The sequence below is a fragment of the Streptomyces sp. Pv4-95 genome, from assembly GCF_045782725.1.
Taxonomy (GTDB): Bacteria; Actinomycetota; Actinomycetes; order Streptomycetales; family Streptomycetaceae; genus Streptomyces.
This window is the reverse complement of the sequence record NZ_CP127172.1, coordinates 7,217,795-7,241,002: the sequence shown is the minus strand read 5'-3', so window position 1 is coordinate 7,241,002 and position 23,208 is coordinate 7,217,795. Positions and strand designations below refer to the sequence as shown.

Annotated in this window: 27 protein-coding genes; 8 read left to right on the top strand and 19 right to left on the bottom strand. The window is 70.2% G+C overall.

Annotation, left to right across the window (positions count from 1 at the left end; all coding sequences use genetic code 11):
- Nucleotides 1–51 precede the first annotated feature (51 nt).
- A complete protein-coding gene (locus QOM21_RS31805; RefSeq protein ID WP_407554453.1) occupies nucleotides 52–1,404 on the bottom strand; it encodes a lysine N(6)-hydroxylase/L-ornithine N(5)-oxygenase family protein in 1,353 nt (450 codons plus the stop codon).
- Nucleotides 1,405–1,674: 270 nt separating this feature from the next.
- On the opposite strand from QOM21_RS31805, the gene QOM21_RS31800 reads away from it, so the two are divergent.
- Together QOM21_RS31800 and ddaH are read left to right on the top strand one after the other, a co-directional pair.
- Nucleotides 1,675–2,622, top strand: a complete 948-nt coding sequence (locus QOM21_RS31800) for a methionyl-tRNA formyltransferase (protein WP_407554452.1) — start codon at nucleotides 1,675–1,677, stop codon at nucleotides 2,620–2,622.
- Nucleotides 2,623–2,648: 26 nt separating this feature from the next.
- The gene (ddaH, locus tag QOM21_RS31795; RefSeq protein WP_407554451.1) at nucleotides 2,649–3,473 is read left to right on the top strand and encodes a dimethylargininase; all 825 of its coding nucleotides are present in this window, start codon (nucleotides 2,649–2,651) and stop codon (nucleotides 3,471–3,473) included.
- A gap of 476 nt (nucleotides 3,474–3,949) precedes the next feature.
- On the opposite strand, the gene QOM21_RS31790 is transcribed toward ddaH, so the two are convergent.
- From QOM21_RS31790 to QOM21_RS31780, 3 genes are all read right to left on the bottom strand, one after another.
- Nucleotides 3,950–4,624: a DUF2470 domain-containing protein gene (locus QOM21_RS31790; RefSeq protein WP_407554450.1), complete on the bottom strand. Its 675-nt coding sequence runs from the start codon at nucleotides 4,622–4,624 to the stop codon at nucleotides 3,950–3,952.
- A 158-nt stretch (nucleotides 4,625–4,782) separates the two neighbouring features.
- On the bottom strand, nucleotides 4,783–5,481 hold the full coding sequence (locus tag QOM21_RS31785) for an HAD family hydrolase (RefSeq protein WP_407554449.1): 699 nt from the start codon (nucleotides 5,479–5,481) through the stop codon (nucleotides 4,783–4,785).
- A 68-nt stretch (nucleotides 5,482–5,549) separates the two neighbouring features.
- Entirely contained in the window at nucleotides 5,550–5,765 is a 216-nt protein-coding gene (locus QOM21_RS31780; protein WP_407554448.1) for an acyl carrier protein, read from the bottom strand.
- 147 nt (nucleotides 5,766–5,912) lie between these two features.
- On the opposite strand from QOM21_RS31780, the gene QOM21_RS31775 reads away from it, so the two are divergent.
- Nucleotides 5,913–6,290, top strand: a complete 378-nt coding sequence (locus QOM21_RS31775) for a winged helix-turn-helix domain-containing protein (protein ID WP_407554447.1) — start codon at nucleotides 5,913–5,915, stop codon at nucleotides 6,288–6,290.
- 8 nt (nucleotides 6,291–6,298) lie between these two features.
- Here QOM21_RS31775 and QOM21_RS31770 read toward each other — a convergent pair whose 3' ends face one another.
- Together QOM21_RS31770 and QOM21_RS31765 are read right to left on the bottom strand one after the other, a co-directional pair.
- On the bottom strand, nucleotides 6,299–7,540 hold the full coding sequence (locus QOM21_RS31770) for a MalY/PatB family protein (protein ID WP_407554446.1): 1,242 nt from the start codon (nucleotides 7,538–7,540) through the stop codon (nucleotides 6,299–6,301).
- A gap of 156 nt (nucleotides 7,541–7,696) precedes the next feature.
- Nucleotides 7,697–8,419, bottom strand: coding sequence for a MerR family transcriptional regulator (locus tag QOM21_RS31765; protein WP_407554445.1), 723 nt, complete (start codon nucleotides 8,417–8,419; stop codon nucleotides 7,697–7,699).
- 63 nt (nucleotides 8,420–8,482) lie between these two features.
- On the opposite strand from QOM21_RS31765, the gene QOM21_RS31760 reads away from it, so the two are divergent.
- Both QOM21_RS31760 and QOM21_RS31755 read left to right on the top strand, forming a co-directional pair.
- Nucleotides 8,483–8,956, top strand: a complete 474-nt coding sequence (locus QOM21_RS31760; RefSeq protein ID WP_407554444.1) for a DUF6194 family protein — start codon at nucleotides 8,483–8,485, stop codon at nucleotides 8,954–8,956.
- A 211-nt stretch (nucleotides 8,957–9,167) separates the two neighbouring features.
- Nucleotides 9,168–9,425, top strand: coding sequence for a WhiB family transcriptional regulator (locus QOM21_RS31755; RefSeq protein ID WP_407554443.1), 258 nt, complete (start codon nucleotides 9,168–9,170; stop codon nucleotides 9,423–9,425).
- A gap of 188 nt (nucleotides 9,426–9,613) precedes the next feature.
- Here the strand turns inward: QOM21_RS31755 and QOM21_RS31750 are convergent, their stop codons facing one another.
- The 3 genes from QOM21_RS31750 to QOM21_RS31740 all read right to left on the bottom strand — a co-directional run bounded on the left by QOM21_RS31750 (nucleotide 9,614) and on the right by QOM21_RS31740 (nucleotide 11,339).
- Nucleotides 9,614–9,880 carry a DUF4190 domain-containing protein gene (locus QOM21_RS31750; protein ID WP_407554442.1) on the bottom strand — a complete coding sequence of 89 codons (267 nt, stop codon included), beginning with the start codon at nucleotides 9,878–9,880 and terminating at the stop codon, nucleotides 9,614–9,616.
- Nucleotides 9,877–10,050 (bottom strand): hypothetical protein, encoded by a 174-nt coding sequence (locus QOM21_RS31745; RefSeq protein WP_407554441.1) that lies wholly within the window; start codon nucleotides 10,048–10,050, stop codon nucleotides 9,877–9,879. Before QOM21_RS31745 ends, QOM21_RS31750 begins: the two co-directional genes overlap by 4 nt.
- Nucleotides 10,051–10,181: 131 nt before the next feature.
- Complete coding sequence (locus QOM21_RS31740; protein WP_407554440.1) at nucleotides 10,182–11,339, bottom strand: PP2C family protein-serine/threonine phosphatase; 1,158 nt, start codon at nucleotides 11,337–11,339, stop codon at nucleotides 10,182–10,184.
- A gap of 774 nt (nucleotides 11,340–12,113) precedes the next feature.
- On the opposite strand from QOM21_RS31740, the gene QOM21_RS31735 reads away from it, so the two are divergent.
- Nucleotides 12,114–12,473 (top strand): STAS domain-containing protein, encoded by a 360-nt coding sequence (locus QOM21_RS31735; protein WP_407555941.1) that lies wholly within the window; start codon nucleotides 12,114–12,116, stop codon nucleotides 12,471–12,473.
- Here the strand turns inward: QOM21_RS31735 and QOM21_RS31730 are convergent.
- The 8 genes from QOM21_RS31730 to QOM21_RS31695 form a co-directional block, all read right to left on the bottom strand.
- Nucleotides 12,432–12,905 (bottom strand): MarR family winged helix-turn-helix transcriptional regulator, encoded by a 474-nt coding sequence (locus QOM21_RS31730; RefSeq protein WP_407554439.1) that lies wholly within the window; start codon nucleotides 12,903–12,905, stop codon nucleotides 12,432–12,434. The two genes, QOM21_RS31735 and QOM21_RS31730, sit on opposite strands and share 42 nt — an antisense overlap.
- Nucleotides 12,906–12,978: 73 nt before the next feature.
- Nucleotides 12,979–13,389, bottom strand: a complete 411-nt coding sequence (locus QOM21_RS31725; protein WP_407554438.1) for an ATP-binding protein — start codon at nucleotides 13,387–13,389, stop codon at nucleotides 12,979–12,981.
- Between the two features lie 112 nt (nucleotides 13,390–13,501).
- Nucleotides 13,502–14,806, bottom strand: a complete 1,305-nt coding sequence (locus QOM21_RS31720; RefSeq protein ID WP_407554437.1) for a PP2C family protein-serine/threonine phosphatase — start codon at nucleotides 14,804–14,806, stop codon at nucleotides 13,502–13,504.
- Nucleotides 14,803–15,816: a SpoIIE family protein phosphatase gene (locus tag QOM21_RS31715; RefSeq protein WP_407554436.1), complete on the bottom strand. Its 1,014-nt coding sequence runs from the start codon at nucleotides 15,814–15,816 to the stop codon at nucleotides 14,803–14,805. The genes QOM21_RS31720 and QOM21_RS31715 overlap by 4 nt, the downstream gene beginning before the upstream one ends.
- Nucleotides 15,813–16,253: an anti-sigma regulatory factor gene (locus QOM21_RS31710; RefSeq protein ID WP_407555938.1), complete on the bottom strand. Its 441-nt coding sequence runs from the start codon at nucleotides 16,251–16,253 to the stop codon at nucleotides 15,813–15,815. The genes QOM21_RS31715 and QOM21_RS31710 overlap by 4 nt, the downstream gene beginning before the upstream one ends.
- 13 nt (nucleotides 16,254–16,266) lie before the next feature.
- Nucleotides 16,267–16,683, bottom strand: a complete 417-nt coding sequence (locus QOM21_RS31705) for an STAS domain-containing protein (protein WP_407554435.1) — start codon at nucleotides 16,681–16,683, stop codon at nucleotides 16,267–16,269.
- A complete protein-coding gene (locus QOM21_RS31700) occupies nucleotides 16,680–17,558 on the bottom strand; it encodes an STAS domain-containing protein (RefSeq protein WP_407554434.1) in 879 nt (292 codons plus the stop codon). The genes QOM21_RS31705 and QOM21_RS31700 overlap by 4 nt, the downstream gene beginning before the upstream one ends.
- 453 nt (nucleotides 17,559–18,011) lie before the next feature.
- Nucleotides 18,012–19,181 (bottom strand): PP2C family protein-serine/threonine phosphatase, encoded by a 1,170-nt coding sequence (locus QOM21_RS31695; protein ID WP_407554433.1) that lies wholly within the window; start codon nucleotides 19,179–19,181, stop codon nucleotides 18,012–18,014.
- An 80-nt stretch (nucleotides 19,182–19,261) separates the two neighbouring features.
- Between QOM21_RS31695 and QOM21_RS31690 the strand changes: the two genes are divergently transcribed.
- The gene (locus QOM21_RS31690; protein ID WP_407554432.1) at nucleotides 19,262–19,771 is read left to right on the top strand and encodes a MarR family winged helix-turn-helix transcriptional regulator; all 510 of its coding nucleotides are present in this window, start codon (nucleotides 19,262–19,264) and stop codon (nucleotides 19,769–19,771) included.
- Nucleotides 19,772–20,096: 325 nt separating this feature from the next.
- On the opposite strand, the gene QOM21_RS31685 is transcribed toward QOM21_RS31690, so the two are convergent.
- Nucleotides 20,097–20,267 carry a hydrophobic protein gene (locus QOM21_RS31685; protein WP_393894975.1) on the bottom strand — a complete coding sequence of 57 codons (171 nt, stop codon included), beginning with the start codon at nucleotides 20,265–20,267 and terminating at the stop codon, nucleotides 20,097–20,099.
- 421 nt (nucleotides 20,268–20,688) lie between these two features.
- On the opposite strand from QOM21_RS31685, the gene QOM21_RS31680 reads away from it, so the two are divergent.
- Nucleotides 20,689–21,420, top strand: coding sequence for a hypothetical protein (locus QOM21_RS31680; RefSeq protein ID WP_407554431.1), 732 nt, complete (start codon nucleotides 20,689–20,691; stop codon nucleotides 21,418–21,420).
- A gap of 1,537 nt (nucleotides 21,421–22,957) precedes the next feature.
- Here the strand turns inward: QOM21_RS31680 and QOM21_RS31675 are convergent.
- Nucleotides 22,958–23,176: a hypothetical protein gene (locus QOM21_RS31675; protein WP_407554430.1), complete on the bottom strand. Its 219-nt coding sequence runs from the start codon at nucleotides 23,174–23,176 to the stop codon at nucleotides 22,958–22,960.
- Nucleotides 23,177–23,208: the final 32 nt, after the last annotated feature.

Sequence of the window (23,208 nt, the reverse complement as noted above, 5' to 3'; positions counted from 1 at the left end):
CGCCAGGCGGAACACGGCAGTGTGTGTGGGGGGGGGAATCGGACCAGGGCCTCAGCCGGCCGTACGGATCCCGTCCACCACCGGACGTGTCTCGTCGGAGACACCCTTCCGGCCCCTGTCGAGGATCGAGTCCAGGATCTCGCCGACCCTGATCGAGGTGTTGGACAGCAAGGACGACGTGATCCCGTGGGTGTGCTCGGTGCCGCCCTGCAAGTAGATGCCGCAGCGCAGTGCGGGATCGGTCGCGACCCGGTAGTCGCGCTCGACGCGGACGCGGCCCTCGTCGTCGCGGTGGCAGTGGTCCGCGACCTCACCGAGGAGGCGGATCGGCTCGGCGGGACTGTAGCCGGTGGCGAAGACCACGACATCGGCGTCGAGCGCGGACTCCTCGCCCGTTACGAGCGACGTGACGGAGGCCCGTACCGTGCCGGGCAGCTCTTCCACGCCGGTGAGCCGGGACACGTTCACGAAGCGCAGGCGCTCGGTGCCGAGGACCTTCTCCTGGTACGCCTGGCGGTACAGGTCGTCGATCAGGTCGATGTCCACCACGGAGTAGTTGGTGTTGCCGTGGTAGTCCATCAGCTTGCGCTTGACGTCGTCGGGGGCGACGAAGTACTCGTCGACCGCGGTGGGGTCGAAGATGCGGTTGGCGAAGCTGCTGTCGTCGGCGGGGCTGTAGCCGTAGCGGGAGAAGACGGCGCAGACCTCGGCCTCGGGGAAACGGCGGTGCAGGTAGGCCACGTTCTCCGCGGCGCTCTGGCCGGCGCCCACGACGACGAAGCGGGAGGGGTTGGTGCCCTCCAGGGCATCGACCTTCGCCAGCAGGTCGGAGTTGTGCCAGACGCGGTCGGTCCGCTCGATCCCCGCCGGCATCAGCGGCCGCAGCCCCGTACCGATGACGAGGTTGCGGGCCCGGTGGACCACGGTCTCCGCCCCGGACCGGGCCGTGACGTCGAGGTATTCCACCACCCCGTCGCGCACGACGGTCTCGATGGCGATGACTTCGTGGCCGTAGGAGACCATGTCGTCGACCTTCGCCGCCGCCCACTCGAAGTAGTCGTGGAACTCCACCCGCAGCGGGAAGAGGTTCTTGCCGTTGACGAAGTCGATCAGCCGGCCCTTGCTCTGCAGATAGCAGAGGAAGCTGTACTCGCTGGCCGGGTTGCGGAGTGTCACCAGGTCCTTGAGGAAGGACACCTGCATGGTCGCGTCGTCGATGAGCATGCCGCGGTGCCATCCGAAGTGCGGCTGCTTCTCGAAGAAGTGGGCCGTGACCGCCTCCTGCCTGCCGACGCCTGCATTGTGCTCACTGAGCGCTATGGCCATGGCCACATTGGACGGCCCGAAGCCGATGCCTATGAGGTCGTGGATCAGAGGTGCGTCGCCAGGAAGAACCTGAGACATGTCACTCCCATCGTGCGGGACAGCAGGCGGAGGAAACAGGGAGCCCAGGGCACGCCGATGACAGTGGTCAACAACCGGCAGCCGAGCGGAACTTAGGTAAAGCTAACCTGATCCAGCCAACCTGTCGACAGGATAAATCGGGCACGCACAGAGGTGCACCTCGAAAAGCCGAGGCCCGAACGGCCTTGAGATCAGGGGGCGTTGCACGCTTAGGTAAGCCTTGCTTTACTGACGGCAGTCAACCTCAGCCTTCCCGAGGAGGAACCCCCTATGCGGGTCGTCATGTTCGGTTATCAGACCTGGGGCCATCGCACCCTGCAAGCGCTCCTGGACTCCGAGCACGACGTGGTGACGGTCGTGACCCACCCCAAGAGCGAGCACGCCTACGAGAAGATCTGGAGCGACTCCGTAGCCGACCTGGCGGAGAAGCACGGAGTCCCCGTCATCATCCGCAACCGGCCCGACGACGAGGAGTTGTTCGAGCGGCTGAAGGAAGCCGACCCGGACATCATCGTGGCCAACAACTGGCGTACGTGGATCCCTCCGCGCATCTACGGCCTCCCCCGCCGCGGCACGCTGAACGTCCACGACTCCCTGCTGCCCAAGTACGCCGGCTTCTCCCCCATCATCTGGGCCGTGATCAACGGCGAGCCGGAGGTGGGCGTCACCGCCCACCTGATGGACGAGGAGCTCGACGCCGGCGACATCGTTCTCCAGCGGGCGGTCACCGTCGGACCGACGAACACGGCCACCGACCTGTTCCACAAGACGGTCGACCTCATCGCCCCCGTCACGACCGGCGCCCTCGACCTCATCGCCTCCGGGCAGACCGAGTTCACCAAGCAGGACCGCTCCCAGGCCACCTTCTTCCACAAGCGGGCCGAGGAGGACATCCGGATCAACTGGGACTGGCCCGCCGAGGTCCTGGAGCGTCTGGTGCGCGCGCAGTCCGCCCCGTACCCGGCCGCCTTCACCTACCACAAGGGCAGGCGCATCGAGGTCGTGTCCGCCGTGGTCTCCCAGGGCCGCTACGGCGGTACGCCCGGCCGCATCTTCTACCGCGAGGGCGACGGCGTGGTGATCGTCGCCGGAGCCGATGCCCGCACCGGGCGCAACCAGGGCCTCGCCCTCACCCGCGTACGGACCGAGGACGGCCGCGAACTGCCCGCGACCGAGTACTTCACCTCGATGGGCGGCTACCTCACCGGCCGTCCCTGACCCTGTCGACCAAGGGACCCACACCCATGCGGCGTACCGCACGGCCGCGGCACTACGTCATGTGCCGCCCCGCCCACTTCGACGTGGTCTACTCCATCAACCCGTGGATGGACCCGACGAAACCCGTCGACACCCCACTGGCCATCGCCCAGTGGGAGCAGCTCCGCACGGTCTACGTGAGCCTGGGCCACACCGTCGACACGATCGACCCGGTGCCAGGTCTGCCCGACATGGTCTTCGCCGCCAACGGCGCCACGGTCATCGGCGACCGCGCTCTCGTCGCCAAGTTCCGCAACGCGGAGCGCGCGGAAGAGGCCGTGGCCCACCACAATTGGCTGCGCGACCGCGGTTTCGGCCGCCTGCGCACCGCCGGGTTCGTCAACGAGGGCGAGGGCGACTACCTCGTCACCGACGACTGGATACTGGCAGGCACCGGTTTCCGCAGCGATCCTCGTTCACACACCGAGGCCCAGGAGTTCTTCGAACGCCCGGTCATCAGCCTGCGCCTCGTCGATCCGAACTACTACCACCTGGACACCGCGCTGGCAGTCCTCGACAGGAACACCATCGCCTATTACCCGGAGGCGTTCTCCCCGGGCAGCCGCGCCGTCCTGCAACGGCTCTTCACGGACGCCATCGTCGCGGATGACGCCACGGCCGCGGTCTTCGGCCTCAACGCGGTCTCCGACGGCCACAACGTCGTGCTGCCGCACAACGCGACGGACCTTGCCGGGGTCCTGCAGAGCCGGGGCTTCAACCCGATCGGCGTCGACCTGTCGGAACTGCTCAAGGCCGGCGGAAGTGTGAAGTGCTGCACGATGGAACTGCATTCCACGCCTTCGGCCGACTGATCCGCCGGCGCGCCCCGCCATGCCCCGGGGCCGACCGGTTCCTGCCGCCGCGCGGATCAACCGATCCGCGCGGCGGCAGGGCTTTTGGACGGCATGTCACGAGCCGTCCGAGTCCCTTTGAACCAGGCGGTACCGCATCGCCCTGTAGGGCGCTCGCTTGCGCTGCCGGAGGCGAGAACGGGCCTGCCTCCCCGTTCGCTGCGCCTCCTCCATGAGCTCGGCGAATGCCAGGTCCACTCCTCTGCGCTTGTACACCGTGTCGTTGGATACACCGGCACGCGCCGCCGAACGCCGGACCGTCTCCCCCTCTCGCAGAGCCTCCAGGAACATGCGCGCACGCGCCGGGGTCAGCCCCGGTCCCTCTGCTGTCCACGGTGGGTGTGCGGGTGTGCCGGGGCGAGGTGGTGGTGCGCTGTCGGAGCCGGAGAGGTCCGGGGCCGTCTCGCGTTCCTCGGCGGGCTGTTGGGCGGGCGCCGTCATGAACGGGAGGAGGTGCGGCGGCGCGGACAACGGCGCGCAGTTGCGAGCAGCAATCGGACCTGATCACCGGCTTCTGCGGCGGTCCTCACACGTTTCGAGAACGCGAAGCGGAAGTCGCCGTGACCACGAGCGTATTCGCAGCGCAGTGTGATGCCGTGCCGGTCCAGAGCGAGGGGCTGCACGCGTACCGCGCCGAGGAGCAGACGGGCGTCGGCCAGCCTGGTCAGCCGCGCCACCACATCCGGGTGCCCGTCGGCCAGGTGCGTCAGCATGGCCGCTTCCGCCAACGCGAGCGGATCCGCGGTGGCGTCGGCCAGTTCGTCAGGGCGGACAGCCACGATGTCCGAGGCCGTTTCGAGGGCGGCGCGCGCGAGGTCGAGGCGGTGGTCCGCACCATCGTCCGCGCTCCCTTGCGGGCCGGTGGGGGTGAGCCATCCCGAGAGCGACACCCTGGCCCGCACGCGTTCACGCACGGCGGTGGGGGCGATGTCGGTGAACTCCACGAGAGCGGCCTGGGTGGCACCAGGCGCACACGCGGCGGGCGGCCGCAACGGACTGTCGGCCGGCAGCCGCAGCCCCAACCGGCCTTTGCCGTCGACCGCGTGGAGGCCGACGAGATCGAGGCGATGACCGTTCGTCGTGACGGAAAGCGACCCCGCGCGGGCCAGCACGGAACGAATCCGCTCCGCCGCCGTCGGCCCGTCCGCGCAGGCATGGGTAGGGCTCATCCACGACCTCCATTAGGTTAGCCTTACCTAAATTAAAGGATGTGATGGATGGTTGGCCAGCCCGGGTTCGGCCACTTTGCCCCCGGGCTTCACCGAACTCCTCAGAGCGTGATGTGCCGCCAGCCGTTGCGCTGCGCGCACGCGCCCATGTCCGGATCCGCGCCGACGACGACCGGGGAGCCGACCAGACGCAGCAGCGGAAGATCGGTGTCGTGGTCGCCGTAGGCCGTGGAGCGGGGCAGGGAGATTCCCCGCTGTGCGGCGAGGCCGGCGACCGCCGCCGCCTTCGCCTCGCCGATCATCGGAACGGCGATCTCCCCGGTGTAGCGGCCGCCCTCCACCAGCGGCCGGGAGCACAACACCGCGTCCACGCCCAGGAATTCGGCGATGGGGTCCAGACAGACGGGAAGGGAGCCGGATACCAGCACGGTCAGCTCGCCTCTGTAGACGTGGTGGCGAAAGGCAGTCAGGGTCTCTTCCACGAAGAAGTGACCGCTGCTCAATTCACGCCGGAACCAGTCACGGCCCTGTTGCGCGAGCGACTCCGCATCCAGCCCCGCGTAGAGGCGGTAGCAGCTGCGGCACGCCTCTTCCCTCGGTACTCCTGACTCGGTCAACTCGGCCAGATGGGCTCGGGCGTCGCGATCGGCGTCGGGCCCGAATCCCCTTTCCGCCAGGCTGTATTCGAGGAAGGTGAACATCGTCGTGCTGTGGGTGAGAGTGCCGTCGACGTCGAAGAGGGACGCGGGTACGGATGCCGGTACCGGCGTGGCGGGTGTGGGCGGGGAGGCGGCGGCCATGGTCGATCTCCTCGGGTGGACGAGTGCCGCGGGGGGCCCGGTGCGGGCGGGCGCCCGATCACGTGGGTTCAGGCCGCTGCCACGCGCTTGGATTCCAGCAGGGCGATGACTCCGTCGATATTCCCTGCCTCGGTCAATTCCTCCTCGTCCAACGGGGCTTGGTACGTGCGGGAGAGGATCACCGCGAGTTCGACGAGCACCAGGGAATCCAGGTCGAGTTCAGCGAATGGGGTGGTCGGGGTGATGTCGTCCCCGAGGTCGAACTTCTCGGACAGGATCTGCACGAGCTGCTGGGCGGCGGTAGCCCCCGCTGAAGCCGGCCCCGAAAGCCGGCACGCGCTCCCCGGCGTGGAAGCGACCCGCTTCGGCGGTGCCCGCGAGGGCGAGCGGAATGGACGCCGCCGAGCATGCAGGATACGGATGTTGGCCTGATGGCCGAAGAACCGCTCGACGGTGTCCTGGCCCCAGCCGACCTGTTCGAGCTGCGGGGCTCAATGACCGGCTCCTACGTCGGCGCCCAGGGCGGCACGATAGTCCTGGACCACGGCGAGCAACGGATGGTGGTCAACGGCCGCTCGGTGCCGTTGACCCGTATGGAGTTCAAGGTGATGGCCCAACTGCTTCGCAGCAGCGGCCGGGTGGTCTCGCGGGACGAGCTGCGAGCCTGCATCGGCGACTGGGCGGGCAGCCACAGCCGGTCCGTGGACCTCCATGTCCACCTCATCCGGCGGAAGTTGGGGCCCGGTCCGGCCGCGACCCTCACGACGGAGTGGGGAGTCGGCTTCCGGCTGCGTACCGGCGGCAGTTGAGCGTACGCCTACCGGGCGCCGTTCAGTCGGCGCAGGGCGGTTCCCATTTGGGTGAGGGCCTGCCGCAGGATGTCCGGGGAGGTGGCGAAGTTCAGCCGCACGCATCCGGCACCGCCCGTCCCGAAGACGTGTCCGGAGCTGAGGGCCACTCCCGCGTGGTCGAGGAACATCTTCGCCGGCCCGGCCAGGTCGCTGACGATGCCCGGCCCGTCGGTGTGGTCGTCGTGGAGCGCGAGGTGGGTGCAGTCGAGCCAGGCAAGGTAGGTGCCCTCGGGCGGGCTGTAGCGCACGCCGGGGAGGTGCTCGTCGATCAGGCTGCCCAGGAGCTGCCGGTTGGCGTCGAGTCCGCGCAGCAGGTCGTCGAGCCACTCGCCGCCGTCGCGCAGCGCCGCGGTGTGGGCCAGGATGCCGAGATGGCTGGGGCCGTGCCCGACCTCCTCGGGCAGCCGGCGCAGGTCCGCGGCGGACTCGCTGCCCGCGATGGCCAGGGCGGCCTTGAGGCCCGCGAGGTTGAACGCCTTGGACGCGGAGGTCAGCGCGAAGCCGTCTTCCGAGCCCTCGACGGCGAGGAAGGGGACGAAGGCGGCACCGGGCAGGGCCAGGGGGCCGTGGATCTCGTCGGAGACCACGCGCACGCCGTGCCGCCGGGCGAGGCCGGCGACGGCTTCGAGTTCGGTGCGGGTGTGGACCACACCGGTGGGGTTGTGCGGGTTGCTGAGGAGGAACGCCGCGCGGCGTCCGTGGCGGCGGGCCCGGGTGAAGGCGTCGTCCAGAGCGTCGAGGTCGATCCGCAGGTCGGGACCGAGAGGAGCCTCGACGACCTCGCGGGCGTCGTGCGCGACGAATGCGTAGAAGGGCGGGTAGACCGGTGAGCACACCACGACCGCGTCGCCGGGGTCGGTTATCAGCCGGAGCACTTCGACGATGCCCAGCATGACGTCGGGCACGATGGCCGTGTTCTGCACGCGCAGGTCGTTCCACTGCCAGCGTGCGCCGGCGAACGCGGCCAACGCCTCCGCGTAGGCCGTGCCGCAGGGGTAGCCGGTGTCACCGACAGCGATCGCGCGCCGCAGCGCCTCGGCGACGGCAGGGGCCAGCGGCACGTCCATTTCCGCCACCCACAGCGGAAGGACGTCCTTCGGGTACGCGCGCCACTTCATGCTGGTGCGCTGCCGCAACTGCTCCAGCGACAGCTGGACGAGCGGGTCCGTCCGCGTGCCGGAGGCGTCGGTGGGCGAGGGATCGGTCATGGTGTGCTCCAGAGTCCAGGAGAACATCGTGGGCGGCATCGAGCATATGCGCGCCGTGGCGCCGGGCCCCCCGGAAGTCGACGATCGCGGGATCGTCGCTGGTGAGGAGCCCGCAAGGCCGCTCGACGAGGCCCGTCCCGACGCCGGTCCTCTGCGTCAGTCCCGCTTCTGTGCGGCAAGGAGCGCGCTGAGTGCGACCGCAGCGTCCAGCAGGGCGTGGGAGCGCGCCGCGATACTCGCGTCCCGCGCCGCCAGCGCGGCTCCGAGATCCTCCGCCCCGTGCCCACGCCGCAGTCCCGGCATCAAGGCTCGGAGGGGGTCGATGCGGTATCCGGCGCTGCGCAGCTGGTGGACGATCCGGGCGTCCCGGGTGTGCGCGGGTGAGTACCGTCGCGTGCCCCGCGGGGAGATCCGGTCGGGAACAACGAGCCCTTCGGCGTCCCAGTGCCGAAGCGTCGACGGGCGCACCCCGAGTGCCGCGGCAAGTTCGGAGACGCTCATCGCATCCGAGGGGCGGACCTCCCCGATCGGCTCGGCGCGGATCGCCGCTGCCGCCTCCTTGGCGAGTGCGAGGTCCGTACGCTCCCGGTCGAGCCGGGCGTGGACCGCGTCGAGGAGTGCGAGGGCCTCCGAGGCGGGACGCTCGTGCACGGCGCGGACGATCCGCTTGGCCTCCACCGGCCCCGTGCCGGCCGCGAGGGCCCGGTAGGCCAGTGCGGACTGCAGATGCACCTCTTCGTAGGTGCGGTAACCGGAGGCCGTGCGCTTCGTCGGCGGCAGCACTCCGGCGCGTTCGAGATTGCGGACCTGTTGAACGGAGTACCCGGCGCGCCGCGCGACATCGACCGTGCGCATGACCGTCGACTTGAGAGTTTTCACCCGCCGTTCCTCTCTCTTCCGGCTCGAAGTCTCCACAAGCACCTTAATGAAACGCTTGAGCACATGACCATCGACGAGATCATCGACTTCGTGACGGACCTGGAGGAAGTCCTGGCCGTCACGCCGGGCCCGGGCGACGGCTCACCTGAGATCAGCTGGGGGGACACCTACTTCTTCCACTCCCCCGACGGCGTCACCGCGACCGCCGCGCAGCCCTTCGCGACGATCGTGACGAAGAACTACCCCGGGGACGAGCGGTCCCGCCTGGAGCGCCCGGACGCGTTCCGCGTCAATGTCGCCGCCGGCAAGGAAGCCTTCATCCGGTGGACCGGTCACGCACCGCGCGACCCGGCCCCCGACGACGACCCCGGCATCACCGATGCCGTGATGGCCCATCCCGTCTACGGCGCCGTCGGCTGGCTGGCCGTGGTGAATCCGGGTCCGCGAACCGGGGCGGCGGTCCGCGAACTGCTCCGCACCGCCCATCGCCTCGCACGTTCACGTCACGAGCGGCGGAAGGGACCGACGACGAACTGACCGCCGCGCCTCGCGTCGCTCGCGGCGCCGAGGACGCCCCGCTCCCCCGGCGAAGGCATCGATTCAGAAAGCGGCCGCCCATCCGCATCCCAACGGCCTTGTGGGGCACGCGAGTACCGCAGGTCCGATGAAGCGAAGCCGACGAACCTCGTCGCCGCGCTCCCGGTAACCCAAACTGACCGCGCGTATTCGCGGAGAACGGAGGCCCCCCATGGACTGGCGTCATCACGCCGCCTGCCGTGACGAAGATCCCGAGCTGTTCTTCCCCATCGGAAACACCGGTCCTGCCCTGCTCCAGGCGGAGGAGGCCAAGACCGTGTGCCACCGGTGTCCGGTCATGCAGGAGTGCCTGGAGTGGGCGCTCGAATCCCGTCAGGCGTACGGGGTTTGCGGTGGCATGACCGAGGACGAACGCCATGCGATGCGGCGCCGCGCCGCCCGTCACCGGGCGCGCAAGGCCGCTGCCTAGTCAGGTCGCCCCCAGGAGAGGCCGTTCCCCCTGGGGGCGACAACGGGCGGTCCCTGCGGGCGACGACGGCGGCCCTGGCGAAGCGCCAGGGTCGCCGTGGTGTGTCACCGCCCGCGGACCAGGCCGACCGCGGACCGGGCCTCGGGTGTCGGGGCACCGGCCACCGGCACCCCACCCGTCGTCGGCCGTCAGAGATGCCAGCTGAGGGTCCCGCTGTGCGCGGACAGCACCGCGAGCAGCACGATGTCGACGGTGCCGAACAGCAGGCCCAAGTAGGCACGCAGGCGCCGGATGGTCCCGCGGTGGAGCGCCAGGGCGCCGAAGAAGAGGGCGCACGGGCCCAGCACGATGTTGAACACCAGGGCACCCAGCAGGCCGCAGACGAACGCGGCGACCGCCATGCGGTCGGCCTGCGGGTGCGGTCCGGTCTTCAGGGGGATCCGGGCGGAGGTCATCGGCCGGCCCCCTTCGCCGTGCTGCCGGCCTTACGGCGCTCCCTGGTGAAGAAGATCACCAGCCAGGCCGCGATGGCGATTCCGGAGACGACAGTGACCGGCACGGGGACATGCCCGGCGGTCCCTATCAGCGCGCCGAAGAGGAACAGGGCTACGACCAAGAAAAGCATGCTCCGCCTTTCCGTATCGGGGACGGCAGGGAGCCGACGCGTCGCGTTGCCGACGCGTTCGAGGCTCCGGTGGCGGCACCAACTGCGCCCTCGGAGCGGTGCCTTGGCCCTCGTACCCGGATCCTCGGCTTCTAACGGGCGCCGTTCTCCGCGTTCGTCGGCCGGCGCCCCCGCTCCCCGGGCCTTCCGAACCAGTCGACGCAGAGCACCAGCGCGTCGTCCGGAGACTCCGCGCCACGGAAGTCGGCCAGGTCGCGAAGCAGCTCGCGGGGCACGGCAGCGGCCGGGAGCAGCCTGCCGGCGTGTACGGCGCGGGCCAGGGCACGCTCCGCGTACGCCTCCCCGTGGGGCGACTGCGCCGCGTAGACGCCGTCGCTGACGACGAGCAGCCGGTCCCCGGGCAGCACCTCGAATTCCTGCGCCTTGTAATGCGTCTCCTCGAACATGCCGAGCGGCATCTGGGGATCGAGTTCTATGCGCTCGATCGCTCTGCCCCGCATCCGCCACAACTGGGGCGACCCGGCGTCCACGGCCCGGACGAGGCCCGTCGCGAAGTCGAAGCGCAGCAACAGGGTGGATACGTGGGCGGCTCCCCGGTATTGGGCGTAGAGGGCCTGGTCGGCCAGTGCCGCCTGGTCCTCGATGCTGATTCCCGCCCGGCGTGCGTTGCGCAGCGCGCTGACGGCGAGGTGGGTGAGCATCGAGGCGTTGACGCCGGTGCCCATGCCGTCGGTGACCGCGAGGGTCAGCTCGTCGGCATCCGAGGCCCAGTCGTAGTTGTCGCCGTGGGTGTCGTGGCTGGGTTCGAGCTGGGCGCCGATGGCGTACTCGTCGGCGGAACAGGCCCTGGCCGGGAGGAGTTGCCACTGCATCTCGGCGGCCAGGGTGAGCCGGCTGAGGCGTCGCGCCCGCCGGTAGACGTCGGTGTCCCGCTCGGCGACCAGGAGTTCGTGGCCGAGCAGCCCGGCCGCGTGGACGAGGCCGTCGACGGCTTCCGGAACGGACCGTTCGACGGGCAGCCGCACGGTGAGAAGGCCGGTGCGCTCCCCTCGGACGGTCACCGGGAGGTGGTGCTCGACGACGTCTCCGTGCCGGGTCTGCTGGTGGGGCTGCCGGCCGCCGAAGGCCCTGCCCTCGGCGCTGTTGGCGACCGGGACGGGTGCGGTGGCCGCACCCGCCGTACCGGTCGCACCGAAGGGAGCGAGCGCCGTCGCCCCGTGGTCCGCGAGCAGCAACTCCACGGAGAGCGCTCCGTAGCGTTCGGCGAGCACATCACGAAGCGTGTCCACCAGAGCGTGCGGGGCCGACGCCCGGACAGCTCGTTCTACCTCACGACGTTGAGTCACGGTCTCTCAGGCATTCTTCGTCCGGTGGACGAGGGCAAAGGCGGGGACTGACGGGACCGCGCCGCACGACGGAACGGAGTGGGCCGGTGCCCCGCTACGGTGGCCGCACGGCCCGCCGCGAGCACGGAAGAGCGGGCGCCCCTGGCGCCGTTGAACCGGTGCAGGCGCGTAGGGGTGGGTAAGGAGTCCTCCCGCCAGGAGGGGGCCTTGCAGTCACAGCCGCGTGCCCTTCCGACGCGCGACGGCCTTGGCGGCGGACGGATTCGCGGCGTGGCGGGCACGGGCCGCCGGAGCCACCCGGTGGCGCGTACAGGGGAGTTCGCGGATCCTGCCGGGCGCAGGAGGGCGTCCGCCGTCAACAGCGTGGCGGCGGGGCTCGATGCGTTCCACGCGGCGGCCTCCTCCCCACTCGCATATGAGGCTGACAGCCCACTCATGGTCGGCGGCCGCTCTCATGTTCTGACAGCGTGCAGCGGATCTCAGGCCGCTGTTTCGTCCCAAGCCACGCCAGGCGCAGCCGCCTTGTGATGTGACGAGAACAGATTGTTGCCTTATGGCGAATGTTGTCAAACGGCAACTATCGCTTCTATCCTGGTCCGAGCTGGTCACGCGGCCGTGTGGAGTGCCCGGACCGCCGCATTGTTCAAACCGTCAGCCCGTACAGCGAGGTTCACCGTGCTGCCCCAGCCCAGCGGAGGCCGACCGATCGTGAGAGAGATGGTCGTGTGGCAGGAGCGCGGCGCACGCGTCGTCACCGTCACAGGACAGCTGGATGTCGACAACGTCGCGCCCCTGGACGAGACCCTCCGGAAGGCGGCCCAGGACGGCGTCGCCCCGGTCGTGGTCGATCTGTCAGCGGTGACGTTCGCCGACTCCACCACGGTCAACGTCCTGCTCCGGGCGCACACCGCGCTGGGCCCTGCCCTGCGCCTCGCGACCCCCTCGGCCTTCCTGGAACGGCTCTTCGCGCTCACCGGACTCGACACCGTCCTGCCGCTCCACGATTCCGTGGCCGAAGCCATCGACGCGGAGCCGTCATCCCCCCTCGGAGCCGACGGCGGCGACCGCGAGACCTAGCTCTTCCAACGCCGCGACCAGCGCGCACCGCTCCTCCGCGGGCATCCGCCGAAGCACCGCCGCCATCCGCTCCCGTCGCATCGCCCCGAACCGATCCAGCAGCGCACGGCCCCCGGGGCTCACCTCCAGCCCGATCTCGCGCCGATCGGTGGCCGCCGGCCGGCGCAGAAGCAGGCCAGCGGACTCCAAGGCCGCACAGACGCGGCTGGCGCGCGGCACACTGAGTCCCACGGCGGTCGCCACCGCGGTCAGGTTCCGTCCGGGAGAGTCCGACACGACGGTCATCACCCTCAGACCGGGCGGGGTCAGGCGCGGCTCCACCGAGGCCGCCACCTCTCTCATCAGGCCGGCGATCGCCTCGCCCGCGTCAGCCAGCTGTTCCGCAGCCTCGCGCTGCGGCTCCCTCGGCGGTTCGGCGCCGTGGCCTTGCATGAGCGCATCCCGTCCTCGCTGTCCTGATCACACGGCTCCGACGTCCGGGGCACGACGGCAGGCGGACGGGGCCTCAGCGTGGCAGGGCCGCCTGTACCGTTTTGCCGCCGCCGGGACCCGGCAGGACAGCGACGTCCAGGGCCAGCGCGTGCACCATGGGCCATCCGAAACCGCCGTTGCTGCCGGACAGGTCGGGGCTGCGCTCCTGCGGAAGTGCGGGGCTGGGGTCCTCGACGAAGACCTCGATTCTCTCGACGTCCGCGCGGAGGTGCAGGGCCGTGACGGCGCCGGCGTGCCGTAGCGCGTTGGCGACCAGCTCGGACACCAGGAGCAGCAGGTTCTGGGTGGTCAGATCGGGAGGCTCGGGGCTGAGCAGGGCGGCGAAGCTCCGGACGAAGTCGCGGGCGTCCGCCGCGGAGCCGGGGTGGCAGACACGCTGCACCGGCTGTGACGGCTGGTCGTCGATCGCTAGCTGGCGTTGCATGGCCTTCTTCCCCCCGCTCGTAGGGTCCCGTTCTCGGCGGCTGTCCGAGACGCGCCTACCCAGAGAATCGATCGGGAAAAGGGCGTGTTCGGTCCACTCTGGTGTGCGCTGCTCACGGCTGCCGTGCCAGGGGGTGCCCGTCCTGCTGATTCTCCACCCGGCGGACGGCCAGGGCCAGCGTGTCGTCCGGGTGCAGGATGACGGTGTGCATGTCCGCCGCGACGGCGCCCGGGATCTCCTGCACCGGGCGCCCGGCGTGGGCCTGGGCGCTCTTGACGAGTCGCGCCTCGCCCTCGATGGGGTCCCGTCGGCTCTCGGTGAGGCCGTCGGTGTAGAGCATGAGGAGGTCGCCCTGGTGGAGGGTGTCCTCCAGCACGGATTCGCTGCCGGGCAGCGGAAATCCGATGCCCCGGCCGCGGACCTCCAGATAGTCGGACGTGCCGTCGGCGCGGACGACCAGGGCCGGCGGGTGGCTGCCGTTGGCCAGGCGCAGTGCCCCGGTTTCCGGGTGGATCCGGGCCAGCAGGACGGTGGCCATCAGCTCGGGGTCGAACGGCGCGAGGATGTCGTGGGTGCGGGCCACGATGGATTCCAGCGGATGGCCTTCGAGAGCCAGGGTGCGCACGGCGTGTGTGACATTGAGCGCACTGCGGGTACTGCGCACGCCGTGGCCCAGTGCGTCCACGACCGTGATGTGCACCGTGCCGTCGGGCAGCAGGAGCCAGTCGTAGAAGTCGCCTCCCGTGGGGGCGTCCGGATCGGCCGGTGCGTAGTGGACGGCGAAATCCACACCGCTGACGGTGATCGGCGGGGGCCTTAGCGCGTCCTCCAACTCGCGCAGGGTCTGACCGTGTGCCCGGCGCAGTTGCTCGTCACGCTCCTCCAGTTGGACGTAGAGCGCGAGCACGCCGCTGTTGGTCTCGCCGAGTTCGTCCTTGAGCCGGTGCAGTTCGGTGCTGAGGGTGTCGACCCGGGAGAGCGCGACGCCGAGATCGCTTTCGAGTGCCGCGATCTCCGCCTCGTACGCCTCGGCGCCCGCCGCCTCACGGGCGTGCGCGGCTCCGCGCGGCGCGGGCAGCGTGGCCGACGGCGGGTCCTCCCCTTCACCGAGCGGGAGGTGCCAGGCGATGGTGCCTTCGGTGGTGGCCTGCCCGGGCAGCGGCAGATCGGCCGTGCTCGGCGACTGCGGTGTCCGTCCGGCGTGCAGCGTGACGGCCAGGAGGGTCTCTCCGCCGGGCGCGGTGTGCTCGACGGCCTCCAGGCGGACGGGGCCGCCGGCGTCCAAGGCGGCCGTGGCCATCCGGGACACGGAAAGCAGCAGACGCGCTCCGTTGTGGGACGGAAGCCGGTGCGCCTCGCAGATTCCGCGGACGGCGCGGCGCAGGCCCGGCAGGGTGTGGAAGGTGTGGGGGCTCACGGAAGTCTCTGGCTGGGTCGGGCGGCGATCACGGTCGCATCGTCGCGGATGAGGCGGTGGCTGTGGGCGAGGGAGGCGGCGAGCAGGAGCGGCGGCAGCCGGTGCACGAACGCCGAGGGCGACCGGGCCCATCGCTGGTCGATGCCGTCGGAGTGGAGCACCGCGGTGGCGCCGGGCGGCACCGGAAACGCTCGCACCCGCGGCGCTGTCATGTTCAGGCCGGCTATACCGGGCTGGCCGGTCAGGCGGTGGCCCACCTCGAGCGGGGTCAGCGTCAGGACCCGGACGTTGCCGATGCCGCTGTACTCCGCACGGCCGGGGTGCAGGCGCAGCAGGCCCACCGCCGCCCCCCGGGTGCGGCGCAGCGCGCGGTGGATGACGGTGAGCAGGTCGGGCAGGGGAAGGTCCGGTGCCCGGTGGAAGGAGCGTATGGCCGTCTGCGCGGCCTCCGCCGCCTGAGGGCCGTGCCCGAGGCCGTCGACGACGACCGCGGTGCGGACGGCGCCCTGATCGACGACGGCGCAGGCGTCGCCGCTGAGCTGCTCACGGTCCGCCGGGAGGCAGATGGCTCCCACCTCCTGGGCAGCCGGGGGTGCGGCGTCGGGCTCGGCGAGGCGCGCGCAGACGAGGGTGCCGACCCCGGGCTGCGTACGGATGGTGAGGGCGGTGGCTATCCGCTTCACGGCGCCGAGCCCGGCTCCGAGGGTGTTGCTGGTGGTGTAACCGTCGGCGAGGCACCGCTGCAGTTCGCCGATGCCGGGACCGCTGTCCGCGGCGACGATCTCCATCCCACCGCCCAGGGGCAGCGGCTGGATGAACAGTGCCCCGCTACTCGCGTGTTTGGCGAGGTTGCTGGCCAGTTCCGAGGCGATGACGGCGGCCTGGTCGGGCAGCGCGCCCGGCAGGCGGCAGCGCTCGGCGACGGCGCGGGCCGTCTCGGCGGCAAGATGAACGGCGCTGTAGTGGTCCACAGCGATGTGTGCCGTCGGCAGGGCCTCGGTCGAAGTCAACGCCCCGCCCATCGCGTGGCGATCACGGTCGTGCCCTGCCCGGGCGAGGTGTGCAGCTCGAAGTCGTTCATCAGGCGCCTGGCGCCCCCCAGCCCATGACCGAGTCCGGCCCCGGTGGTGAAGCCGTCGGCCAGCGCCGCGTCGACGTCCAGGATGCCGGGGCCGTCGTCCTTGACCGTCAGCCGCAACCCGGCCCTTCCGCCCAGCGCCAGCTGGTCGATGATCACGGTGCCCCCTCCGCCGTGGATATAGGCGTTGCGCGCCAGTTCGCTCGCGGCGGTGACCACCCGCGTCTGGTCGACGATGCTGAATCCGGCGCGCAGCGTCGCCGCCCGCACCGCGTGGCGGACGGTCAGCAGGTCTTCTTCGGTATGGACGATCTGGACCGTCCGGTCCGTCCGCGCGTCGCGGTCGGCGACGCCGGGCGTGGTGGCCAGAGCCACCGCGTTGTCAGTGTTCCGGGTGGAACTCACCCCGGCCCCCTCCGGACGGCTGCAGGCTCTGACGCCAGCCCATCGCAGCCATTCCTTGCTCGGCGTTGAGTGCCGTCTCCACCCCGATGAGCTGGATCCCCAGCTCGACCAGGGTGATGGCGACCGGCGGCCGCATCCCGGCAACGATCACCCGGGCGCCCAGCAGTCGCGCCATGGTGGTCAGCTCCATCAACGTGCGCGCCACGAAGGAGTCGACGATCTCCAGCCGCGAGATGTCGATGAGGACACCCCGGGCACCGTCACGGCTGATCCGGGCGGTGAGCTCCTCGGTGAAAGCGACGGCGGTCTTGTCGTCGAGTTCGTTGAGCAGGCCCGTGACCAGCACGTCCCCCAGGCGCAGGATCGGGACACCGCCCGAGGCGGGCGCACTCATCGCTTGTCCAGGCGCTCGTGGTCCGACGCGGCGGCCTCGGTGAGCTTCACGGCCTCCCCGAGCGCGTCGGCGAGGGTGGCGCGGGTCAGGATCGTCGACAAGTCGATCCCGAGCTGCGCGATGGTCTGGGCGATGGGCGGGCGGATGCCGCTGATGACGCAGTCCGCGCCCATCAGACGCACCGCGTTGACGGTGTGCATCAGGTGCTGGGCGACAGCGGTGTCGACGGTGGGCACGCCGGTGATGTCGATGATGGCGACCAGCGCCTCGTGCTCCTGGATGGCCTGGAGGAGGTTCTCCATCACCACCTGGGTGCGTGCGGTGTCGAGGGTGCCGATCAGCGGTACGGCCAGGACCTGGCGCCACAGCCTGACGACCGGCGTGGACACCTCGAGCAGCTGCTGGCTCTGCCGGCGGATGATCTCCTCGCGGCCCTCGACGAAGGTCTCGAAGGAGAGCGCGCCGGCGCTGTCCAGCAGGCGGTTGATCAGCACCGCGCTGGGGAAGAGGTCGTCCCCTTCGCGGGTGCGCCGCTGGACGGCCTCCAGCAGGGCTTCCTTGAGCGACAGCACCGCCAGGGAGGTCGCGGTCGGGGAGACACCTCTGCGGGCACGGCGCATGGAGATCTCGGACACCGTCCGGTGCATCTCCTCGTGCGAGGTGACCACGCGCTCCACCGGGAGCCCGAGGTCGAGGCCGGAGAGCAGGGCGCCGACCAGGGCGTCGGCCTCCTCGCCGAGCTCGGCCTCGCTCACTTCCCCGTCCAGCGACGGCTGCGCCAGCTGCAACTGCACCCAGCGGTCCGAGATCTCATCGGCCTCTTCGCGCAGCACGCTCGTGACACGCTCGCGTGCGGCAGCCTCAGCGGAACCCAACTCTTCATCCTTTCGGTCCGGCCGGCCCGTGGTGACCTTCGGGCTGTTCGCCCGGGTGGCGGGGCCGGGCCGACCCACGCTCGTCGATAGTTGCCTTCCGGCAAATGTTATCGAGCGCGATCAAGCCCTGTAACCCGCGGGCCCCCTCTTCACCCGCCGAGGCCGAGAATGGCCGGACGGCCGGATCGGTGCGGTGATTTTGCGGCCGGAGAGCGGATATGAGACTTCCGCATTCCGGGGATCCGTCCGTACGGCGACCCTGGCGAGGGGCGGCGGGGCCGCACATCGCGGGTGATCACACGGGCGGCGACCGGCGACGAGGGCCGTAGCAGGTCGGCGGCCACGGACCCGTTCCACGGCCGGAGGACAGCCTCCCACAGAGTGACCCGATGGCGGACCTCACGGCGGCGGCGAACTCAAGGGCGCCGAAGGTGGACGCACGACGAACCGCGCTCAGTCGCGATCGTTCCCGAACCAGTCGAAACACAGCACCAAGGCGTCATCCAGCGTCTCCGCGGCACGGTATTCGGCCACATCGCGCAGCAGCGCCCCCGGCACCAGGGCGGCAGGCAGCAGACGCGTGGCGTGCAGCGCTCGCGCGAGCGCCGCTTCCACGTAGTGTCCGCCCTTCGGCGCGGGCGCCTCGTACACACCGTCGCTCACGAAGATCAGCCGGTCCCCCGGTAGGACCGTGAAGCTCTCCGCCGTGTAGTGGGACTCCTCGAACATGCCCAGTGGCAGCTGCCTGTCCGGTTCGATGCGCTCGACGGTCTTGCCCCGCAGCCGCCACATCTGCGGCGACCCCGCGTCGATGATCTCCATCCGCCCGGTCGCGAGCTCGACGCGCACGAGCAGCGTCGACACGTGGGACGCGCCCTGGTGATGGTCGTAAACCGCCTGGTCGGCCAGTGCCGCCTGGTCGGCGAGGCTGATGCCCGCCCGCCGGGCGTTGCGCAGCGCGCTCACGGCGAGGTGGGTGAGGAGTGAGGCGTCGACGCCCTGCCCCATGCCGTTGGTGACGGTGATGTTCAGCTCCTCACCGTCCGCGGCCCAGTCGAAGTTGTCGCCGTACACGGCGTAGGCGGGCTCCAGCTGGGCGCCGAGGGCGTACCGCTCGGCGGTGCACGCCCGGGCGGGCAGCAGCTGCCACTGCATCTCCGCCGCCAGGGTGAGGCGACTGACACGGCGTACTCGCTGATAGGCGTCGGTGTCCCGTTCGGCGACCAGGATCTCGTGCCCGAGCTGGTCGGTCACCTCTCTGAGCTCGTCGAGGACCGCGGGCGTGGAGCGGTCGCCGGGCAGCCGGACCGTGAGAATGCCGATCCGGTCGCCACGCACCGTCACGGGGAGATGGTGGTCGACGGCGTCACCGTGCGGCACCTGCTGCTCGCGCCGCTCCTGGCTGCCCAGCGCGCGCCCTTCCGGGCTGTTGGAGACGGACAACAGGGGCGCCTCGTCCTCCGAGGAGTCGAAAGGGCTCAGGACCGTGCCGCCGTAGTCCGTCAGATACAGGCGGACCGAAGTGGCGCCGTAGGCGGTGGCAAGGTGGTCACGCACGGTGTCGAGCAGGGCGTGAGGTGCGGACGCACGCAGCGCCCTCCCCGCGTCGAAGCTTTCGGTCATGGTTTCGCGGACCCCCTTCGTAGCGCGTCAAGGGCAGGGTCGGTCTGACAACGGGACGCACAGGGTGACAGAGTGTTCGTGTGTCCCGTTTCACCAGCCGGCCCCCTTCCCGCGAGCAAGCGAGCGCGGCGGCCCTTGCCGCCTCCGAGCTGCTCGAGGTTCTGTGGGGGCGCGGACAGGAGGCGGCGCGCTCGGCGGAGGTGTCCCCTTCCCAGCTCCGCGCCCTGCTGGTGATCGAGAAACGGGAAGGCACGAATCTGCGCACGCTCGCCGAGGCGCTCGCCTCGCGTCCACCGGCGGTCAGCAGACTGTGCGACCGCCTGGAAGCGATGGGTCTCGCCGAACGGGGCCCCAGCGCGACGAGCCGGCGTGAGGTCGAGCTGCGGCTGAGCCTGCGCGGCAGGGTGCTGCTGGAGGAGTACCGCGCGGCCCGGAGCCGGGAGATCACGGCCACCCTGGAGCGGATGGAGCCCGCCGACGTCGCCCAGCTCGCGGCCGGCCTGGAAGCCTTTCACGCGGCGTTCGCCCGGCTCGCGGCCGACGAGGGCGGCCCCGCCGTCCGGGACGACAGCGTCGCGGACAGTGCCTAGCCTCACCTGAATTCCGCCTCTCGATCCGAGATTCCGCACCGGAAAAACGCTCTGCGCGGACGGGGTGAAACGGATCTTCGCCGCACGGGTGACGCTATCAAATCGCCATTTCGACACCCGCCGTTCGGACGAACCCGACTCGGCATGAGGGGCCTCCGCGGAGGATTCGGTACGGCGAAACCGGTGATACGGGCAGCACCTGCCCATCCGGCATGGGCCCGGTGGCGTCGGCAATCGGGGCCGGAACCGGAAAACGGGGTGCGGCAGCAATTTCTGCTGCCGCACCCCTGGATTTCTGTATTAACCGGCACCGTTCGGCGCGTGGCTACCAGCGATACCATCGACCTCGCTTGCCGCCGGCCCCGGCGGAGCGCATCACGAAGCCGAGCAGCCAGATGGCAAGCACGACCACCGCGACGATCCACAGGGCCTTCAGCGCGAAGCCGGCACCGAAGAGCAGCAGTGCGAGGAGCAGGACGAGTAGCAGGGGAACCATAGTTATCAACCTCCGAGCAGCCTTGTGCCCCCACCCACTTCGCCTAGTCCGGAAAACCTGCTTGTTTCCTGCGAGGGAATGCGGGCATCCGTGAATGCTCCCGCGCCTGGCCGGTCGGAGGATTCTCCTGAGTGACCATTGTCGGACCGGATTCCGGCCGTACCCGATCTCGTATCGGTTATCGGCCGCCGATACCGCATTTCGCCGGCCACACCCGTACGCATTCCGTGGGATCGACGGCGGCATCGACGCCGCCCCCGCTACCGCCACTCCCCGCACGCGCCGTCGCACACGGCACGTGCGGCTCCCGATCACGCCTCACACCCCCACCGCCCGGCCCCGGGACGGGACGCGAACAGGGCGGGACGCGCACTCGAAAAAGCATTCGGCTTGCGGTGATCAGCGCTGGTACGTTGCCCGAGTGGCGAAACTCAACCAGATCATTGCCGTGGAGAAGGGCGTCAAGTCCAAGACCCACCAGGACCTGACGTCCGCTCATCACGGCCTGCAGAAGCCGGCGTTGCTGGCCGGGATCTCCCGTACGTACCAGCCCAAGGACGAGGAGGGTGAGCAACTGCCGCCCGAGTCCACCCGGGTGCAGGTGCAGGCGGAGGACGTGCTCCGCGAGACGGCGGCGACCCTGACGCGGCTGTTCGACGTGACCGCCACCAAGGACTGGGCCAACTGCACGGCGCGCGCCGACGTGAAGGTGGACGGCCGGACGCTGCTCAGCCAGGTCCCCGTGTCGTATCTGCTGTTCCTGGAGAAGCAGCTCACCGACGTCAACACCTTCATACGCAAGCTGCCGGTGCTGGACGCGTCCGAGTCGTGGGTGCAGGACCCCTCGACGGATGCCTGGAAGACCGAGCCTGTCCGGACGGTGCGGACGAAGAAGGTGCCCCGCAACCACGTGAAGGCGGAGGCCACCGACAAGCACCCGGCACAGGTCGACGTGTACTACGAGGACGTTCCGGTCGGCTACTGGACGACCGTGAAGTTCTCCGGCGCGCTGCCCGCTCGACGCGTGAACGAACTGCTGGACAGGGTGGAGAAGTTGCAGCAGGCGGTGAAGTACGCCCGCGAGGAGGCGAACTCCGTCGAGATCACCGACGAACGGGTGGGCGAGCTCGTCTTCGGCTACCTGTTCGGGTAGCGTCTACAACTCCCCGGGCGCCTCTGTGCGGCCGGGGTGCGCGAGGAGCGCAAGCTGAAACTGAAGCTTGTCGTGACGAACGCGGTTTTCAGTGGGGGTTCAAATCCTCCCCGCGGCATTCACGAGCCGCGGTAGCCCAACTCGGCAGAGGCAGACCGCGATCAATCTCAGACTCTTGCTCCAGTCTCAGTATTCGCCACCGATCGCCGGATCGACCGGGCCGGGCCCGCGTCGTCGGATGCCGGTTCAAGTCCGGCCCGTGCAGCTCTCTTTTCCGATGCGCGGTAGTTCAAAGGCAGAACACGACGACTTGATGACTGACCCGCGCTCTTAACCGAGCCGGCGTGCGCAGTCGGGTGGCATTCAAGGGCTCGGGGGCAGGCTACGCCCCCGGGCCCGCTCCTTTCTCGCCGGACTTTCTCCTCCAACCACCCTTCGTTATGCGCAGGTTGAGCCGAGCGCACGCACCACTCCTTCCGCGTCGTGGCGCCCGAATGGCACCTCGTCAGGTGTCAGTGCCAGGTCTGGATCCATGCCGTGAGCAGGGTGACCAGGGTGCCGCCGGCCGTGTACGCGGCACCGCGCACCAGGTCGTGCCACAGCGGACTCATACGCTGCTCAGCCGTTCGGCTGCGAGGACACCGGCGGCGGACGATTGCCTTGGACAGCCTTTCCGGGCGCCGGTTGATTTCGTTCATGGGTGTCTCCTCCTCAATGCTGGTCCTCGCGGTCCTTCTTGCGGCCCGCTCGTGGGTGCACCGCGCAGGAGCCCTCCCGTCCGTCCCGACTCCCGGAGCGGGCGGCGGCTCCTTCTCTGCGACATGCTGTGTTGAGGCGGAAGGCCATCGGAGGGCGATGGCCCGTGCGGGAGTACGACAGCGCCCCCGCACCGGAGTTCTGGTGCGGGGGCGCTCTTCGCGTCATCTCCGGCGTGCGGAGGGCTTCACCTTCACCAGAGAATTGGATTCGGTTCCCCCCTGAACACATGGGGGTGTCTAGAACGTTAGGTCGTTCTGCCGATCCTGCCCGGCGACACGCGGTCGCGCACCGACCGGTTCACCCTTCAGGGCGCGCAGGTCAGGAACGAACCGCGCCTTGCCGCCTGCGCCGGCGGGACGGCAGCGCGGCACCGGGGGGGCGGGCTCGACCGACCTACGGGCAAATCGGGGGCGCGGACGGCGGGCGCCTGCCCGGCGGGGATGGCGTACGTCCGCCCGGCGACGGCTGGGGTAGGGGCGGGAGGGCTGTAGGGGGCGCGTCCCGCGGGCCCGGGTGCGGCCCCGGGCCACGCCCATCGGCAGCACAGGGAACGCGGGGCGCAGAGGGCGCCGACCACGGTCCGGTCACTCTCAGTCGGCGGTGTTGGCCGGCTCCGGAGTACAGCCGGGGGGGGCGGGCCCCGTGCCCTGAAGAGCGAGGGACGCGAGATCGCAGCCGGGGTCGGGCTGGGGCTGGGCGATCCGGGCGTCGTAGAGCGAGCCGCAGCCAGCGCGTACCGCTCCCCCGATCGGTTCCCCTCGGCTCGGCATCGCGGCAATTACCGGTATTCCTGGTGCAGTTGGAGTGGCCGGGCCTCGACGTGCGGAGTGATGAGGTCCCGGTTGTCGCCGAAGAGGACGGCGGGCCCGGTGCGTTTGAGCGCGGGCACGGGCACGACACCGAATCTCGTGATATAAGTACCGCGTATCAAGATCTCCGCCTCGGCGATGCCAGGAGCGATCCGCCCGTACGAAATGGGCGTGACACCGCTCGTCACGGCGAACATCCTCACTGCGGCTTCCCCGCGGT